The sequence below is a fragment of the Arthrobacter sp. D3-18 genome (assembly GCF_054408525.1).
Genome location: NZ_CP096440.1, coordinates 1,842,600 through 1,857,470, shown reverse-complemented (window position 1 = coordinate 1,857,470; position 14,871 = coordinate 1,842,600). Strand labels below are relative to the sequence as shown.

At 62.2% G+C, this 14,871-nt stretch carries 12 protein-coding genes; 1 reads left to right on the top strand and 11 read right to left on the bottom strand.

The window, feature by feature from the left end:
- Positions 1-39: 39 nt before the first annotated feature.
- The 6 genes from M1D89_RS10765 to M1D89_RS10740 are packed head-to-tail and all read right to left on the bottom strand — an operon-like array spanning position 40 to position 6,814.
- Positions 40-1,650 carry a sulfatase family protein gene (locus M1D89_RS10765; RefSeq protein WP_498650406.1) on the bottom strand — a complete coding sequence of 537 codons (1,611 nt, stop codon included), beginning with the start codon at positions 1,648-1,650 and terminating at the stop codon, positions 40-42.
- Positions 1,647-2,501 carry an ABC transporter ATP-binding protein gene (locus M1D89_RS10760; RefSeq protein ID WP_498650404.1) on the bottom strand — a complete coding sequence of 285 codons (855 nt, stop codon included), beginning with the start codon at positions 2,499-2,501 and terminating at the stop codon, positions 1,647-1,649. The genes M1D89_RS10765 and M1D89_RS10760 overlap by 4 nt, the downstream gene beginning before the upstream one ends.
- On the bottom strand, positions 2,498-3,277 hold the full coding sequence (locus tag M1D89_RS10755; RefSeq protein WP_498650402.1) for an ABC transporter permease: 780 nt from the start codon (positions 3,275-3,277) through the stop codon (positions 2,498-2,500). Before M1D89_RS10755 ends, M1D89_RS10760 begins: the two co-directional genes overlap by 4 nt.
- Positions 3,277-4,050 carry an ABC transporter permease gene (locus M1D89_RS10750; RefSeq protein WP_498650400.1) on the bottom strand — a complete coding sequence of 258 codons (774 nt, stop codon included), beginning with the start codon at positions 4,048-4,050 and terminating at the stop codon, positions 3,277-3,279. Before M1D89_RS10750 ends, M1D89_RS10755 begins: the two co-directional genes overlap by 1 nt.
- Before the next feature lie 26 nt (positions 4,051-4,076).
- Complete coding sequence (locus M1D89_RS10745; RefSeq protein ID WP_498650397.1) at positions 4,077-5,069, bottom strand: ABC transporter substrate-binding protein; 993 nt, start codon at positions 5,067-5,069, stop codon at positions 4,077-4,079.
- A 44-nt stretch (positions 5,070-5,113) separates the two neighbouring features.
- Complete coding sequence (locus tag M1D89_RS10740; RefSeq protein ID WP_498650395.1) at positions 5,114-6,814, bottom strand: amidohydrolase; 1,701 nt, start codon at positions 6,812-6,814, stop codon at positions 5,114-5,116.
- Between the two features lie 243 nt (positions 6,815-7,057).
- On the opposite strand from M1D89_RS10740, the gene M1D89_RS10735 reads away from it, so the two are divergent.
- Entirely contained in the window at positions 7,058-7,672 is a 615-nt protein-coding gene (locus M1D89_RS10735; RefSeq protein ID WP_498650393.1) for a TetR/AcrR family transcriptional regulator, read from the top strand.
- Here M1D89_RS10735 and M1D89_RS10730 read toward each other — a convergent pair.
- The 5 genes from M1D89_RS10730 to M1D89_RS10710 form a co-directional block, all read right to left on the bottom strand.
- Positions 7,663-9,042, bottom strand: coding sequence for an MFS transporter (locus tag M1D89_RS10730; protein ID WP_498650391.1), 1,380 nt, complete (start codon positions 9,040-9,042; stop codon positions 7,663-7,665). The genes M1D89_RS10735 and M1D89_RS10730 overlap by 10 nt on opposite strands.
- An 86-nt stretch (positions 9,043-9,128) precedes the next feature.
- The gene (locus tag M1D89_RS10725) at positions 9,129-12,140 is read right to left on the bottom strand and encodes an AAA family ATPase (protein WP_498650389.1); all 3,012 of its coding nucleotides are present in this window, start codon (positions 12,138-12,140) and stop codon (positions 9,129-9,131) included.
- Positions 12,137-13,327, bottom strand: coding sequence for an exonuclease SbcCD subunit D (locus M1D89_RS10720; protein ID WP_498650387.1), 1,191 nt, complete (start codon positions 13,325-13,327; stop codon positions 12,137-12,139). The genes M1D89_RS10725 and M1D89_RS10720 overlap by 4 nt, the downstream gene beginning before the upstream one ends.
- 68 nt (positions 13,328-13,395) lie before the next feature.
- A complete protein-coding gene (locus M1D89_RS10715; RefSeq protein ID WP_498650385.1) occupies positions 13,396-14,328 on the bottom strand; it encodes an MIP/aquaporin family protein in 933 nt (310 codons plus the stop codon).
- 196 nt (positions 14,329-14,524) lie between these two features.
- A complete protein-coding gene (locus M1D89_RS10710) occupies positions 14,525-14,869 on the bottom strand; it encodes a DUF202 domain-containing protein (protein ID WP_498650383.1) in 345 nt (114 codons plus the stop codon).
- Positions 14,870-14,871 lie beyond the last annotated feature (2 nt).

Genomic DNA, 14,871 nt, shown 5'->3' with positions numbered 1-14,871 from the left:
CCCTGCAACGGGAAGCCTGCGGTCGCCGTCGAACACTGGCTATGCGGCCGCCGTCGGGGCCGTCCCCCGGTCCGTGAGGGCGGCCATCTCATCCAGCATTGCTCGCAGCAGGCGATCTTCCAGCGGGGCGAATTCAGGATCGCCCGCACGGTTGACCAGTTCCCCGGGATCGGTCTTGTGATCGTAGAGTTCCACAATCTCCGTGCCGAAATAGCGGGTCAACCTGCCCTCAGCAGTGATGACGCTTCGCATTCGGACCGGACCCGGGAGTCCTTCCAAGCCAAAGGGTTGTTCTTCCTCCACCAGGAGTGCTTCCCGATGATGTTCAGCGTCCCCTTGCAGTAGTGGCACGAGCGAGCGGCCCTGGATTCCCCGATATCCCTTGGAGCCAGTGAGCTCAATAAGCGTTGGAGCCAAATCCGCGCTGGAAACCAAGGCCCCGGTACGCCGCGCCGGGTTGCCGGGAAGGTGCACCACCAAGGGAACATTGGTCACTGCGCGGTAGTGGACAAAGTGCTTCAGCATGAGGCCATGGTCCCCGAACAAGTCCCCGTGGTCGCTGGTGAACACCACAATGGTGTCCTCGGCCAGGCCTTGGTGATCCAACTCGTCGAGTATCCGGCCAATGTGCTCGTCCATCATCGTGATCAGGCCATACTGGGCGGCAGCGGCAAACCTGTACTGTTCCTCAGTAGCCGCCCACGTCATGGTTGGGTCCGCGTTCGGCTCACCACGGTGTTCCATCATGTCCCTCACATGGGCAGGCGAAGCCGAGTGGTCCTGCTCAAAGCCAAGCGGGAGTGGCAAGTCCAAGGGATCGTAGAGGTCCGAGTAGCCTTCCGGGGGCGAGAACGGGTGATGAGGATCCGGGAAGGACACAAACATAAAGAATGGCTGGTCCTGCCCGGCGGCATCCTTCAAGTGCTCGATTGCTTTCTCGCTCACATAGCTGGTGGGGTGCACATCAGCAGGGATAGCCGTCTGGTAGACCTGATCCCACCCGTTGTACTTACTGGACGAATTTCCTGGACCTCCCAGCGTTTCCGGGTCGACGCCCCGTTCGCGGGCCCAGTGCACGTAGTGGCCGCCGGGCCGGTCCCCGTGGCCGATAACGAGATCTACGTGCTGGTAGCCGTAGTAGTCGGAGGGGAGCGCAATGAAGCGGTCATCGTGCGCGTCGCGGTTCTCCCATTGGTCCCACCCCGGGGGAAAGCCCTGACGGCGGGCGTCGCCTACTCCAGTGTCCAACAGGAGGGGGTCGGTGGCCCGGATCTCCTCGGCCTGATGCGGCTCGAATTCCCACCCCATGTTTTGGTGGTGCAACTTTCCCACACCCACGGTGCGGTAGCCGCCCGCTCCCAAGGACCCCGGAACGGTCTGCGTCAGCGGATCCAAGGTGATGCCATTGCACCGCGTCCCGTGTGCGGAGGGCCACCTGCCGGTCATCAGGCTGGCGCGGTTGGGCATGCACGTGGGATTCGCCACTGTCGCATTCTCGAAAACAATGCTTTTGTCGGCGAGCGCGTCCAGGTTTGGCGTCTTGACGGTGGCGTTGCCACCGAAACCCAGGTGGTCGGCCCGGAGCTGGTCGGCGATGATGAAGAGGACGTTGGGCCGCCGGCTGCCGGCTGCCCGCTGCTGCCCCGTCATGCGGGCCTCTTGATGAGGGACAGCACTTCGGTGCGTTGCCGGGCGAAGTCCGGTAAGGAACGCGTAGTTATTTGATCACGCGGAGCAGGCAGGTCCACGTCCACCACTTTGAGGACGCGGGCGGGCCTGGAACCCAGGACCACCACGCGATCTGCCAGGTAGACCGCTTCATCGATATCGTGGGTCACCACCAAAATGGTCATGTTGAAGTCCTTCCGGATCTTCAGGCAGAGGTCCTCCAGGTCAAACCGGGTCTGCGCGTCTACTGAGGCAAAGGGCTCGTCCATGATGAGGATCTCGGGCCGATACGCCAGAGCCCTGGCGATTGCCACGCGTTGCTGCATTCCGCCTGACAACTGCCAGGGATATTGATTGTCGGCATGGGAGAGCCCGACGGCGGCCAGCGCACTGTCACAGCGCTCCTTCAGTTCCGCTGCGGGCAACTTGAGGTGCCGCAAAGGAAGGATCAGGTTCTTCCGGACAGTGAGCCAGGGCATCAGGGATCGGTTGTAGTCCTGAAAGACCAAGGCCATTTCCGGAGGTGGGCCGCTAATGGTCCGTCCGTCAATGGCCGCCCGTCCGCTGCTGGCCGGATGAAGCCCGGCCAAGCACTTCAGAAGTGTCGTCTTGCCAACGCCCGAAGGACCGACGATGCACACAACTTCGCCGGCATCGACGGTGAAGGTGAGGTCTTCGATGACGGTGTGTGATTTTTCGCCGCTTCCGTAGGTCTTGGCGAGATGCGCCACGTCCAGCCGCGGAGTGGTCGCACTGATGCGGGTTTCTGGTTGCTGTGCCATGGTGGACTTTCTGTTTCGGATGGGAAGAGCCGGGGTCTGCCGCGCGCTCATGCTGCACGCGCCATGCGACGGGACCCGATGTACCAGGACAAAACTTTGCGCTTAAGCAGGCTGAACAGGATGTTGACGAGGAATCCAATGACTCCCAGAAGCAGGATCCCGGCCCACATGTCAGCGGTCATGAAGCTCTGCTGAGCCAGCAAGGTCATGGCTCCGATGCCCTGCGAACTGCCCAGCATCTCGCTTGCGATCATCACGATGAAGGCCACCTGGAGGCTCACCTGCAGGCCTGAGAAGATCTGTGGCATGGCTGCGGGAAGGAGGACATTGAGCACCCGCTCCTTCCGGCTCAGCCGGTAGACCCTGGCGACGTCCATCAGGTCATTACTGACGCTACGGATGCCGTCCACTGTGGCGATCATGGTGGGAAACAAAGCCGCCAGCGCAATGCTGGTCACGCGCATCTGGGTACCGAAGCCGATGAGGGAGATGAAGATCGGGACCAGAGCTACGGGAGGAATCCCCCGAAGGAAGTGGATCAACGGATCGATCATCCAACGGACGGGAGGAACCAGTGCCGTGGCAAACCCGAGGCCAATTCCGGCCACCGCTGCGATGGCAAAGCCAATAAACAAGTTCCCCAGGCTCAGAAGGACATCAGACTGGAAGTGCTCAAAGAGCCAAAGCTCCTGAAAACGGACAAGGATGCTTTCGAGCGGCGGGAAGAAGGGATCAATGGAGTTCGCGGACAGGAACCACCACGACGCCAGCAACAGGACAGGCGTGCCTGCGCCGATCACCCAGTTTCGTATTTTGACGTTTCTCATCAGGGCACCACTCCACGGTAGGACTCATGCCAGTGCAGGACCCGGCGCTCGGCCAGCCGGGTGGCACCTTGGAACAACAGACCCAGGACACCGAGGACAATCACCAATGCGTAGAGACTGGCGTAGTCACCTGCCGCTTGGGCTTGGTAAATGCTTTGGCCGAGGCCCGGACCCCCGCCAAGGAGTCCGGCAACGACCGTCACCACCAAGGCGGCAGGAGCTGCCACCCGCATCGCCGTACCGATGTACGGCATAGCGCTGGGCAGGACCACCCGGGCCAGTATTTCCCCCTCGCCCATGCCATAGGAGCGGGCCGTATCGCGTGCCACAGGATCGGTGCCCTGCACCCCATCGACCGTTTGCATGACGATGGGGAGTAAGCACCCGAACACCACCAGGAAGAGCGACATCTCAGCGGTAGGACCCAGTACCAGCACCGCAAGGGGGAGGATGACGATGGGCGGGACGGGCTTCAGGAATTCCAAGACTGCCAAGGTGGCGTATCGTACGGATTCGAAACTGCCCACGAGTAATCCGATGACCACTCCTGCCAAGGCCGCTAAAGCCAAAGCCAGCAGTGCGATCCCAATGGTGGCACCCAGTGCGGACCAGAACGTGCCGGTCCCCAGAATGCTTGCAAGGGTGGTAAACACCGTGGTGGCCGTTGGCAGGGCGTTTCCTGCTACGTTTGCCGCGGCGAGAACCTGCCAGATGACCAGGGCTCCAGCGATACCCAAGGCACTGAACACATAAGGGCGGATGGATGCCTTCATGATGAATCTCCCATGTCGCTCACGGCCTACTTACCGAAAATTATGTCGGCCGGCAGTTTCACGGGTTCACTCAGGAAGCCAAGGTCAGCGAGGTTCTTGTTGGCGCGCTCAATGTCTTCCAGGCGTACATCTTCCGGCCAGTAGTTGACTGCGCCGGACTTCACGATCTCCAGCGGAGTCTTGGTGATTTCGGCGCTGAGCTGCTGTGCTTCATCGATGTGGCCGTTGGCGTAGGCGTTCGCCTTGTACATGGCTGTCTTGAAACCCTCCAACGCCTTCTCCTTGGACTTCACCGTGTTGGCCCCTGACACCCAGAGGCCAATCGCACCCTGTTCAAAAAACTCGACGCCGGGCGAGGCCAGAAGCCTGTTGCCCTCTGACGCTGCCTTGGACGTGAACGGGGCAACCAGGGATGCGGCATCAACTCGTCCGGAATTCAGTGATTGGAGTGCCGATGACGGATCAAGGACCATCCAGTTCACCTTGGCGGGGTCGCCGCCGTCGTCCTTGACGAGCTTGCTGACCGTAACCTCCAGCTGTGCCTTGCGGGCTGGAACACTGACGCTCTTTCCTTCCAGGTCCTTCGGCCGGTTGATGGCGGACGCCTGCTGCACCAGGAGTCCGGTGTCATCTACGCGGTTGAGGTCCGCCCCCTCACTAGCCCCGTCCTTGTAGCCATCGGCTGCGGCGATGATCTTGAGTGGTACGTTCTGGCTCAGTGCATTCAAAAGTGGGATGGATGGCGTGTAGGTGACGTCAATCTGGCCGCTCTGGGCAGCTGCAATACCTGCCGGCGGATTAGCTATGACAGAAATCTCGACGTTGAGACCCTGCTCCTTGAAGTAGCCTTTGTCAGCCGCGAGGCGGATACCGGCATCGGAGCCGATACCGATGGTTCCCACCTTGAGCGTGGTGGTCCCGTCGGCGGCGGGGGCAGCGGCCGGGCCCGCCCCGCCGCCGCAGGCTGCCAACGTCATGGACAAAACTGCGGCCAGGGCCAGGGGAATAGTGCGTCGCATGGTGCTCCTTGAATCACGAATGGTTGGAACGGAAGGTAATGGTGCTAGCTGGTGGATTGGTGGACTGCGCGGCCACCGCTCAGAGTGAGCCTGACCTCTGTGTCGAGGAGCTTTTCGATCTCCTCGTCCACGGGCCAGGGGTTGGAGAGAAGGCACAGATCTGCTGCCATGCCTGGTGTCAGGGCCCCTTTGAAGTGCTCGGCGTGGTCCTGCCACGCGGCGTGGATGGTCATGGCAGCCAGAGCCTGCAGGCCGGTGATCCGCTCGGGATCCCGCGGTTTGCCCGGTCTGGAACGTGTGGCCCGGCGGACGGCTGCCACTACTGTGCGCCGCCAATCCGCGCTGGTCACGGGGGCGTCGGAAGCAAGGTTGAGATGAACTCCGGCCTCCAAGGCTGACTGTAGGGGCTGGTGTCGGGAGAATCGGTCCTCACCCAACACTTGACGCATGATGTCGCCGGCTTCCTGGCGGATCAAAGGGTTGGTGCTGTACCCGATGCCGTGGGATGCCATCGTGCTCAATGCACCTGGATCGCCGAACGCCCCATGGATGATGTAATGGCGGTTCCCTGATGACCTTGGACGCTCCTCGGGACCGTCAGTCGCCGCAACAATGGCCTCCACGGCTGCGGCTGTGGCCGCGTCCCCTGTGGCGTGGACCCCGGCTTGCAGCCCCGCTTCGTTGATCAGCGCCAGTATCCTGTGCAGCTCTGCAACCCTGTCGGCGTCGTTGGCCCCCTGGATCACCAGGCTGCCGTGCGTACAAGCTGTGCCATAAGGTTCACTCATCCACGCGGTGCCGCTGCGGGGAATGCCATCCGCGAAGATCTTGACGCCGGCGATCCGCAACTGTTCAGGATTGATGCCGCGGCTTAGGTACGTCCGGGCCAGTCCGCTTCCCAGGCCCATCTCAACTGCATGGGCATTGGCTCCCCCGGTTCCGGCGAAGAGCATCAGGACGTTGATTCTCAACGTCAGTTCATCCTCCGCAGCGAGGTCGCCCAGCAACTCAAGTGCCGCCGTCGAACCGGCACCGTCCATGAGCCCTGCACTTGCAGGGCCAAGGCCAGGATCCGTGAGTGAAGTGATACCGAGCGAGTGCAGGTGCTCCTGCAATGCCAGCAAGGCAGGTCGCAATGTGGACGCCGGCACGGGCGGCATGGCCCGCGAGAGAAGTTCCATGGCTCCGTCCTGGAGCAGTCCTGTGGGGTTGCCGTCGGCGGTTCTCGCCACGACGCCACCGTCGACGTCCGCTGTTGCGGCGTCAATCCCGGCCCTTCGCAGCGCTTCCCCGTTGGCCAGTAACTGATGCCCGGTGCTGTCGAATGCCACCACGGGCGTGCCGGGTCGCGATTCGAGCAAGAAGCCTTTCGCCGGTCCCAGCACCGCCTCGTCCCAGCCATGGGCGCGGACCCAGCCGTCCTCCCCCGGCGGGGCTGACTCAAGGACGTCGACGACGGCCGCCCAGTCCGGCGCAGCTGCCGGCTCCAGGCGCACATATCCAAAGGCGGCCATTGCCGCTGATACGAAATGAAGATGGGCATCGTTGATGCCTGGAATGACAGCCCCACCCGCGGCATCGACAACCTGCGTGTCAGGGCCAATCGACTCACTGACATCTTCATGGCCCAGCGCTGCAACGAGGCCTCCCTTGACGGCGACGGCATCGCTTATGCGATGCGGCTGCGCCGGGTCCATGGTGTGGACCGAGGCATTCATAATCACCAGGTCAGCGAAATCATCCATCAGTTCTCCTCAAGTCTCCGCATCCAAATGTGATGCAGACAACGTTCCTGAAAGAAGTATGTCGCTTGACTGGGTCACTTGACTAGGTTTTGGCGTAAAATTCTTTCGGGGGAGTTTTTCGCCCCTCCGGCACGGCCGTAAGCACGACACGGCGAGAGCGCCTACGATCGATGAGACCGCAGGGTTGGTGAACCCGATCACAGGTGATGGAGCGAGTCACAGGTGAGTTCAAGAGAGAGGTGAATGATGGCCAGGGTTCCCGCAGAGGAAAGGCGGCTGCAGTTCGTCGAAGCCGCAGCAAGGGTCATTGCCCAGGACGGCCTTGCCTCCGCGACGACACGTCGGATCGCCAGTGAGGCGGAGGCCCCGCTTGCGGCCCTGCACTATTGTTTCCGGAGCAAGGACGAGCTCCTTGAAGAGGTGTATAACTTCCTCAGCAGGGACTACGCCAAGGCGTTGGAGCCCGTGATTGATCCGGGCATGGGATTACGCCACATGGTTGGCGCCCACGCGCGTCGTATCTGGAGCCGCATGCTGGAAAACCCTCATGAGCAGGTCACTACCTTCGAACTGTTGCTCCGGCGCTTCCGCGTGGAAGCCGAAGACCAGCCACAGGCATTGCTCATGAACCGTTCGATGTATGACGGCTGGGTCAGTTCAACCCTGGAGCTGTTCCGTGCGGCGGCCGAGGCTGCCGGCGAACCTGTCCCCGACAACCTGGAGGACATCACCCGCCTGTTCATTTCGGGGATCGACGGCATCAGTATGCAGCATTTGGCTGACCCCGACGAAGAACGCTCACTGCGGTTGGTGGAACTCATGGCCGCGTCCCTCGCCGGAGCGCTCAGCTACGCCTGAGGCTGTCGCTTCATCACCAAGGACGTGACAACGCCCAGCAGCAAAAGTCCTGCCGCAGCCGCCATCGAAACCACGAATGCAGCACCCGGCCCCTGCGTTTCGGCCAATTGCCCGGCCAGGTAGGAGCCCAATGCTGTTCCAGCCACGATTCCGCTGGCGAGGGCAGTCATCACCGTTGCCATGCGCCCGGCCGGTGCCACCACGCCGCCGATGCTGAAGACAGTCACCATCACGGGCCCCACTGGAATGCCCAGTATCAGCAGGACAAAGACCATGGGCCATATGCCCGCCGGGAGAAGCAGCAAGAGAGACAAAACGGCCATCGCCAGTGCTGCGGCAACCCAACGGGAAGCCAAGCTGAACCGTTGCGGCCAGAACGCCACGGACAGTGCAGCTACGGCGGAGCTAAGGCCCATTACCGCATACAGGAGGCCAGCGATTTCGGCAGTGGCGTACTGCGCGGAGAAGGCACTTAGCGCGTTTTGTGTCGCACCAAAGAACGTTCCCATGCACACCATCGCCACCACAGGAACCGCCACCACAGCCCCGGCCCAACGGTTAGCCCGCTCTGGAGTCACCTGGGTGGATTGCACTCCAGGAGGCTCCTGTCCGTTGGAAGGCGCGACGCCGGCACCCGGCTTCCGAGGTGCCGGTACAACGGCCAGCTGGCTGGGATGGATCGCAAAAGCAGGAACCAACGTAATGGTCATGACGGCTGCCAAGGCGAGCGGCAACCAGGGTGCCACCATGCTGGCCAGGACACCCACCAAGGCCGGGCCCAGGACGAAGGTGATCTCGTCCGCGGTCCCTTCATAGGACAGCGCGGTGTCCAGGTCGGCCCGGTTGGCCGCGACGCTTCGGCCCCCAGTGGTTGACGACGGAGATAGGTTTCGGGTGGTTAGAGCCATCCAGCGCACCCGGGCCATGGGACCAACCTGCGGGCAGCTGGCCCCTGCAAGGAAAGCTGCAATAAGGACACCCACTGCGTCGCTCACTGAGCCGTAGCCGGGAGTGACGTAGGCCGCGGCAACGAGGCCGGCGACGGCAAGGGTGTTGATGACCGCGGCCACGAGGAGCACGATCCGCTGCCCGGCCCGGTCCGCCAAAGAGCCGAGAACGGGAGCACCCAACGCCGAACCGATGCCCACCGCTCCGGCCGCCATGCCGCCGATCGCGTAGGAGTGGCTGACCGCGGTGACCAGCGTCAGCGTGCCGACGGTCAGCATGGCCAGGGGAAGCCTGGCGAAAAGGCCTAAGGGAAGGAATCCGGGTCCGGCCAATTCGGGAAGCCGCGCGAAACGGCCCGGCAGGCGTGAGGGGCGTGCTGGAGCCGATGATAAAGGCTGTGGAGCCAGAGAAGATTTTTCCATTAATCCGGGTTCGCTAAAGTGTGCGCATCGTCCCTCCTCCCGATGCGCGCGACCCGGTGTAACGGGTTAAGTCTATCGGATAGAAGTCAGACGGGTACGGCGTCGGCAATCCGCACGCTGGAACCGTGCCTGCCCTTGACCACCTGTAGCTGGCTGGTGATGCGTTGCTTCATCTCCCCCACGTGACTGACGAGGCCAACTACCCGGCCGCCGTCGCGCAGTCCCTCCAGGGCGTCCATCACCTGCTCCAGGGCTTGTTCATCGAGACTGCCGAAGCCTTCGTCTACAAACAGTGTCTCGATGTCCACGCCGCCGGCCTCCTGCTGGACAACATCGGCCAAACCAAGGGCCAAGGACAACGACGCCATGAAGGATTCGCCGCCGGACAAGGTGGAAGTGTCCCGGCGCTGGCCAGTCCATTCATCTACGACTTCAAGCCCGAGGCCCGACTTTGCTCCCCGCGCAGCCTTGGCGTCAGTATGTTGCAACGTATATCTGCCGTCGCTCATGGCCACGAGCCGTTCGGAGGCGGCGATTGCCACTTGTTCCAGCCGTGCAGCAAGGACATACGTATTCAGGCTCATCCGGTAACTGTTGTCGCCCGATCCCCTCACGGTGTCGGCCAGCTCAGCAAGCATGTGGGCCCGGTTCCGTGGTTCGCTTCCTGCTTGTGCCAAGGCTTGGTAATCCCTCCGCAACCGGGCAACAGCGCCCGCCGATTTTCCAGCCAGGCCCGCAGACAAAGCCTTGGCCCGCGCAGTATCTGCAGCATTGGAAGCAATCAGCTTCGATTCAGCAAGTTCAGCTTCTCCCGAGGGAAGCTCACCTATGCTGGCTTCCTTGGCGGCAAGGATTAGGTCCTCACTGGCAAACAACTCGTCCAAGCGGGATGATTCAGCGTCGAAATCCGCCAGGTCTTTCTCAAGGCCCACAACATCGGCCGGTGAGAGGATTTCCCGGCGAGCGTCGTCAGCGGAGGCGAATCCGGATTCCGGCAAGGCTTTTTCGAGCGACGCTGCGGCGTCTTCCCGGGCTTGTTCTGCTCGCTCCAGTTCGCGGTCTGCATCCGCCGCTGCTTGCAGAAGCTCCTGCTCAACCTTGAGTGCTTCCAGCCGCTCGCGCAGGCTCGGGAAGTCGCCTTTCAAGCCAGCCAGATCCGTTTCAAGGGCAACACATTGCTCCTGAAGCAGGTGAACGGCGGACGATGCCTGGGCAGCCGCACTCACGGACGCGTCGTGTTCTTCCTGCACGCGAGCGATGCGCTTGGTGAGGTCTACTTGCCGGCCACGAAGCTTCTCCAGCAAGCCTGCTGCTTTACGTGCCTCCGCGGCAGCTTCATGGGCAGATCCCCGTTTGGCCTCCGCTTCAGCAGCATCGGTGGAACCTCCCTGGGCAACCAGTCCTGCAAGCACCTGGGATGCGGAGGAAACTTGCTCGGCGAGGAGCCCCAAGGCTTTCTCACTGGCCTCGAACCGTTCTTTGGCTTCTTCCTCTTCCTGGGCAAGGGAGAGTGCTGATCGCACAGCTTCGGCGGGGTTGGGGTGCTCTTCGCTTCCGCAAACAGCGCACGGCTTACCGTTTTCCAGTGCCGAGGCCAGCTCCCCTGCTGCGTTGGCTAAACGCAGTTCGCGGACGTCGAGCCACTGCTGCCGGAGGTCCTGTGATTCGGACCGGGCTTGGAGGTGCTTTCCGGAAATCTCCTCCAACTCGCTGGCAGCCGTTTCATGCCGGGCCACGATTCGAACAAGCCCGGCCGCAGCTTCGGCATCCCGTTCCAGTTCTGACAGTTGGCCAGCCAAAGGCTCCAGAGGCTGGATGTGCGACTCCACAGTGGACACGTCTTCGCGCAGCTGTTCCAGCGCGGACGCCGAAGCCTCGGCAGCGGCTTGATGTTCCGCCGTTTGAGCATGCTTGGCCGCAAGGCGCGCCGTGATCTCTTCCAGTCGCTGCTCATCGGGCAGCCGGGCCTCCAGGACTGCGCTGCTTGCCTTTGCGCCTTCCAAGGCAGCGGCAGTGTTTGTTGCCTCCAAGCCGGCCGCGGCAAGCTTCCCGCGCAGGCTTGCCGTCTGCGCAACGGCGGCCTGGAGCTTACGCTCTGCGGTATCCACCGCCTCCAGATGTCCGCTGAGAACAGCGGCGCGTCGGTGCTTACCGAGCATCTCCTTGTTCTCCAACGCCCGGGGTGCTGCCAGCTCGAGCAGGACCCGCCGCTGCATCGCTGCGCCGAGCCGACCATGCCGGAGCGCCTTCTCCTGCGCCTCATGGAATTGTTCCGTGAGGCGGTTGGACAGGGACTCTGCCTCAGCAGCCTCCTCCAGTCGATGCTCCCATTCGGCTCTGACTTCTGCTTCCACACCGGAAAGCCAGGCCTCAGGGTCCCTTCCTGGCTCATTTCCAGGGGTGGTACTGGGGGCGGCAAGACCCAGCTGTTCCTGCTCCGATGCAACCCGGTTAAGCAGCAGCTTGAGCTCTGACGCGTTTTCCTGCACGGCGCGGTTTGCCTCGGCCGCTTGCTGTGCGAGCTGGCGTTCAACAGCTTCAAATCGTTGCGTGCCGAACAACTTTTGCAGCAGTTCCAACCGCTCATTGGCCTTGGACCGCAGGAAAGCCGCGAAGTCGCCCTGTGGCAGCATCACCACCCGGGTGAACTGCTCCCGATCCATTCCAAGGACGTCTGAGAGCTCGGCACCTACCTCGTCATTCCTGGAAGATTTCTCTTCCCACTCCCCTGCTACCCGTTCCCTGAGGAGGGTCTTGGCCTGCTGGGTGGTGAATCCGTTGCGGCCGCGAGCGCTGGGCCGGTCCCACGCCGGCGATCGCGTCACTTCAAAACGGCGCCCGCGCGCTGAGAACTCACAGACCACGCGCGGCTCCGCACCTGGCGCTGCATGGTCGCTTCGAAGCCGCTTCCCTTCCTGGCGGGCACCAGGAACGGATCCGTACAGGGCGAAACAAATGGCATCCAAAATGCTGGTCTTACCCGCACCCGTAGCCCCATTGAGGAGGAACAAGCCCTGTGCGCTCAAATGGTCGAAGTCAATGTGTTGTGGCGATGCAAAAGGACCGAAAGCTGCGATGTCCAAACGATGAATTCTCACAACTCAGCCTCCTGCAACCGGATAGCTTCAAGGGCTTCCTGCAGGGCCGCTTCCTCTGCATCGCTGGCACCGCGGTCCCTGACGTGTTCCAGGAATCCACAGCAGACTCCCAGGTCGTCTTCGGCAGCGGCGAGGCGGTTGCTGTAGCTGGTGGAAGTCCGCGCCTCTGCACCTTCGGGATCGAAAGAGAGAACCAGCGTGTCCGGAAAGCGGGTTCGCACCCTCTCCATGGCTTGAGCAGGCCGTTGTGCATCCGTCAACGTGATTTGGCAGTAAGCACTCTCTGCCCAGGCATGCTCTTCAGCGCCGAGAAGATCATCCAGCCTTCCACGCAAGGTAGCGAGGGACTTAGGGGCGTCCCACACAACTGACTCAACAGCGATCACTCCGTCGGCGTCAAGGTCCACCAGCCAGGCACCTTTGTGGTGCTTGGCCTCCGAGAACGAATAGGCCAAGGGAGAACCGGAGTACCGGACATTGGGTGCCAGCTCCTGCCGTCCATGGAGGTGACCCAGTGCGGTGTAGGCGAAGTCTTCAAAGAGATCCAATGGAACTGCGCCCAGGCCGCCGATGCTTAGGTCCCGTTCACTTTCCGAGGTAATGCCCCCACTGGCAAAAGTATGCGCGAGGACCACAGGATAGACAGGTCCTGATGCGCGGCGGGCTTCAACATCCTGCCGGATCCGATCCACAGCCGCCTGGGTGACATCAAAGTGGTTGGCGTTTTCAGCGCCCAGACGCTCAGCCACGAGCCGGGGTTCAAGATAGGGAATGCCGTAAATGGCAACGTGGCCGCTTCCTGTGCCCTCCTTGCAATGTCCATCGGCTCCGAGGGGGAAAAGGATTGGCACATCAAGATCTTCCACGCGCGTCCTCAGGTGCACTCCCCCGCGTTCCAACAGGCGGGAGGCAAAGCCCAACCTGATGGCGGAGTCGTGGTTGCCACTGGTCAGGACAACCCCGGCCCCTGCCTGGGTAATACGGACCAAGGCGTCATCAAGCAGTTTGACCACGTCCAGCCCGGGAAGGGCGCGATCGTAGACGTCTCCGGCGATCAGCACCACGTCAACGGACTTGGATTCAACCAGCGACACCAACTGGTCCACGAAATTGCGTTGCGCTTCGAGCATGCCAACGCCGTGGAATGACCGGCCAAGGTGCCAATCGGAAGTATGAAGTAACCGCATATTCTCAAGTTAACCGGGGGCACCGACAATAAAGCGCAGGCGAGCCGTCCGCCGTCGATCCCGTGAGGTTATTTGCCCTTTTTGCCGTCGAAGAAGTCACGGGCGTCATCATTGACCTTCGCAGCCGGCACACGTCGGGTAGCGTCTTCGTCAGTTTTCGCAGGAGCTTCCTTGACCTCAGGCTCCTCAACCGGCTCGTCGTTGGCATCGAAGGAGTCGTTCACCGCATCGCTGCCGCTCTGGAAGTCCTCGGTCACGGCGACGGTGACATGGGAGAGGCCTTGGAAGCCGCGGAAAGCGAGGCCGGCAAGCGCGGCACCCATCAGCGGGGCAACCCAGAAGAGCCACAGCCCCTCTAGTGCCCACGGCGAGCTGAAGAATGCCTGGGCGGTTGCCCGCGCAGGATTGAAGGGAAGGTTTCCCAGGACCTGTCCAAGCTGAAGCAGAACAGCCATTGCAAGGCCTACGGCGAAGGGGGCCATGGCAGGAAGAGCCCGGCGGCCAGCGGTCGCGCCAAGGAATACGGCCACGATGAGCGCCGAACCCAGGACCTCAACCAGCAATACTCCTGCCATCTGCGTTTGCGCGGACGCATGCTCACCGAACCCGGGGGCAACGACGTCAAAGGCCGCTCTTGCGTCCGTGAGGACCGGCACGGTGGTCACTACGAAATAGATCAGGGCAGCCCCAACAACGCTGCCGATGATTTGCGCCGCCACATAGGCCACGGCCGCGACGGCCCGGATTCGGCCGGCAATCAAATTGCCTAAGGTGATCACAGGATTGAAGTGCCCTCCGGAGACATAGCCGAAGGCCAGCATTGCCACTGTCACAGCAAGGCCCGTGGCAAGAGCCACCGGCAGGGGCGCGCCACCAGGATTCGAAAAGATCCCGACTCCCACTGCGGCAACCACAACGAACATCGATCCCAAAGCTTCAGCCGACAGCCTGGCAAGAAGTCCCGGTTGGGGGTCGGGTGTGGCCTGTACAGGAGAGGTCATGTCGCGTGAGTCCTTAAGGTTGGTGTGGATGCCGGTATCACCGGCCCCGTAGCTCGCTGCAAGCTGGTCCGGCAGGGGTAATGCAGGCTCAAAGCCACTGAGTATCCTGCCAGCAGAGTCTGGATGGTTGCTGAATACCGCCTCCGAGCTTATCCGCCCGGGAGCTCAACCACACGGCAGCCGAACCACCGGAACTCTAATCACCCAAGGCAATGGCTGCGATGGCAGTGGCACCGAGACCCATCACAGCCAGCGTGCTGACCCGGACGAGCCGGGCTGATGCCGCCTCGTTTCCAAGGTGGAGCTGGCGTGAGCGAACCCACACCACGGACGCCAGCACGATGGTGGCCAGTGCCGCCATGAGTGCACAGATCCCTTGGTAATCAAGTCCGGGAAGACCGGCAACGAGGTTGCCGGTGGAGGGCTCGGACGTCAGCCAACTCCGCCAAATGAACAAATCCACCACCACCAGGGAAATCAACGTCCTGCGCCATGCCAAGGTGGTGCGCTCGGGCTGCAACCCGGGGTCGCGGACTTCCATGC

What these genes read in the sequence shown, in the direction of transcription:
- M1D89_RS10765 (WP_498650406.1), bottom strand. Translation starts at nt 1,650, where the DNA reads ATGACGGGGCAGCAGCGGGCAGCCGGCAGCCGGCGGCCCAACGTCCTC.
- M1D89_RS10760 (WP_498650404.1), bottom strand. Translation starts at nt 2,501, where the DNA reads ATGAGCGCGCGGCAGACCCCGGCTCTTCCCATCCGAAACAGAAAGTCC.
- M1D89_RS10755 (WP_498650402.1), bottom strand. Translation starts at nt 3,277, where the DNA reads ATGAGAAACGTCAAAATACGAAACTGGGTGATCGGCGCAGGCACGCCT.
- M1D89_RS10750 (WP_498650400.1), bottom strand. Translation starts at nt 4,050, where the DNA reads ATGAAGGCATCCATCCGCCCTTATGTGTTCAGTGCCTTGGGTATCGCT.
- M1D89_RS10745 (WP_498650397.1), bottom strand. Translation starts at nt 5,069, where the DNA reads ATGCGACGCACTATTCCCCTGGCCCTGGCCGCAGTTTTGTCCATGACG.
- M1D89_RS10740 (WP_498650395.1), bottom strand. Translation starts at nt 6,814, where the DNA reads ATGGATGATTTCGCTGACCTGGTGATTATGAATGCCTCGGTCCACACC.
- M1D89_RS10735 (WP_498650393.1), top strand. Translation starts at nt 7,058, where the DNA reads ATGATGGCCAGGGTTCCCGCAGAGGAAAGGCGGCTGCAGTTCGTCGAA.
- M1D89_RS10730 (WP_498650391.1), bottom strand. Translation starts at nt 9,042, where the DNA reads ATGGAAAAATCTTCTCTGGCTCCACAGCCTTTATCATCGGCTCCAGCA.
- M1D89_RS10720 (WP_498650387.1), bottom strand. Translation starts at nt 13,327, where the DNA reads ATGCGGTTACTTCATACTTCCGATTGGCACCTTGGCCGGTCATTCCAC.
- M1D89_RS10715 (WP_498650385.1), bottom strand. Translation starts at nt 14,328, where the DNA reads ATGACCTCTCCTGTACAGGCCACACCCGACCCCCAACCGGGACTTCTT.
- M1D89_RS10710 (WP_498650383.1), bottom strand. Translation starts at nt 14,869, where the DNA reads ATGGAAGTCCGCGACCCCGGGTTGCAGCCCGAGCGCACCACCTTGGCA.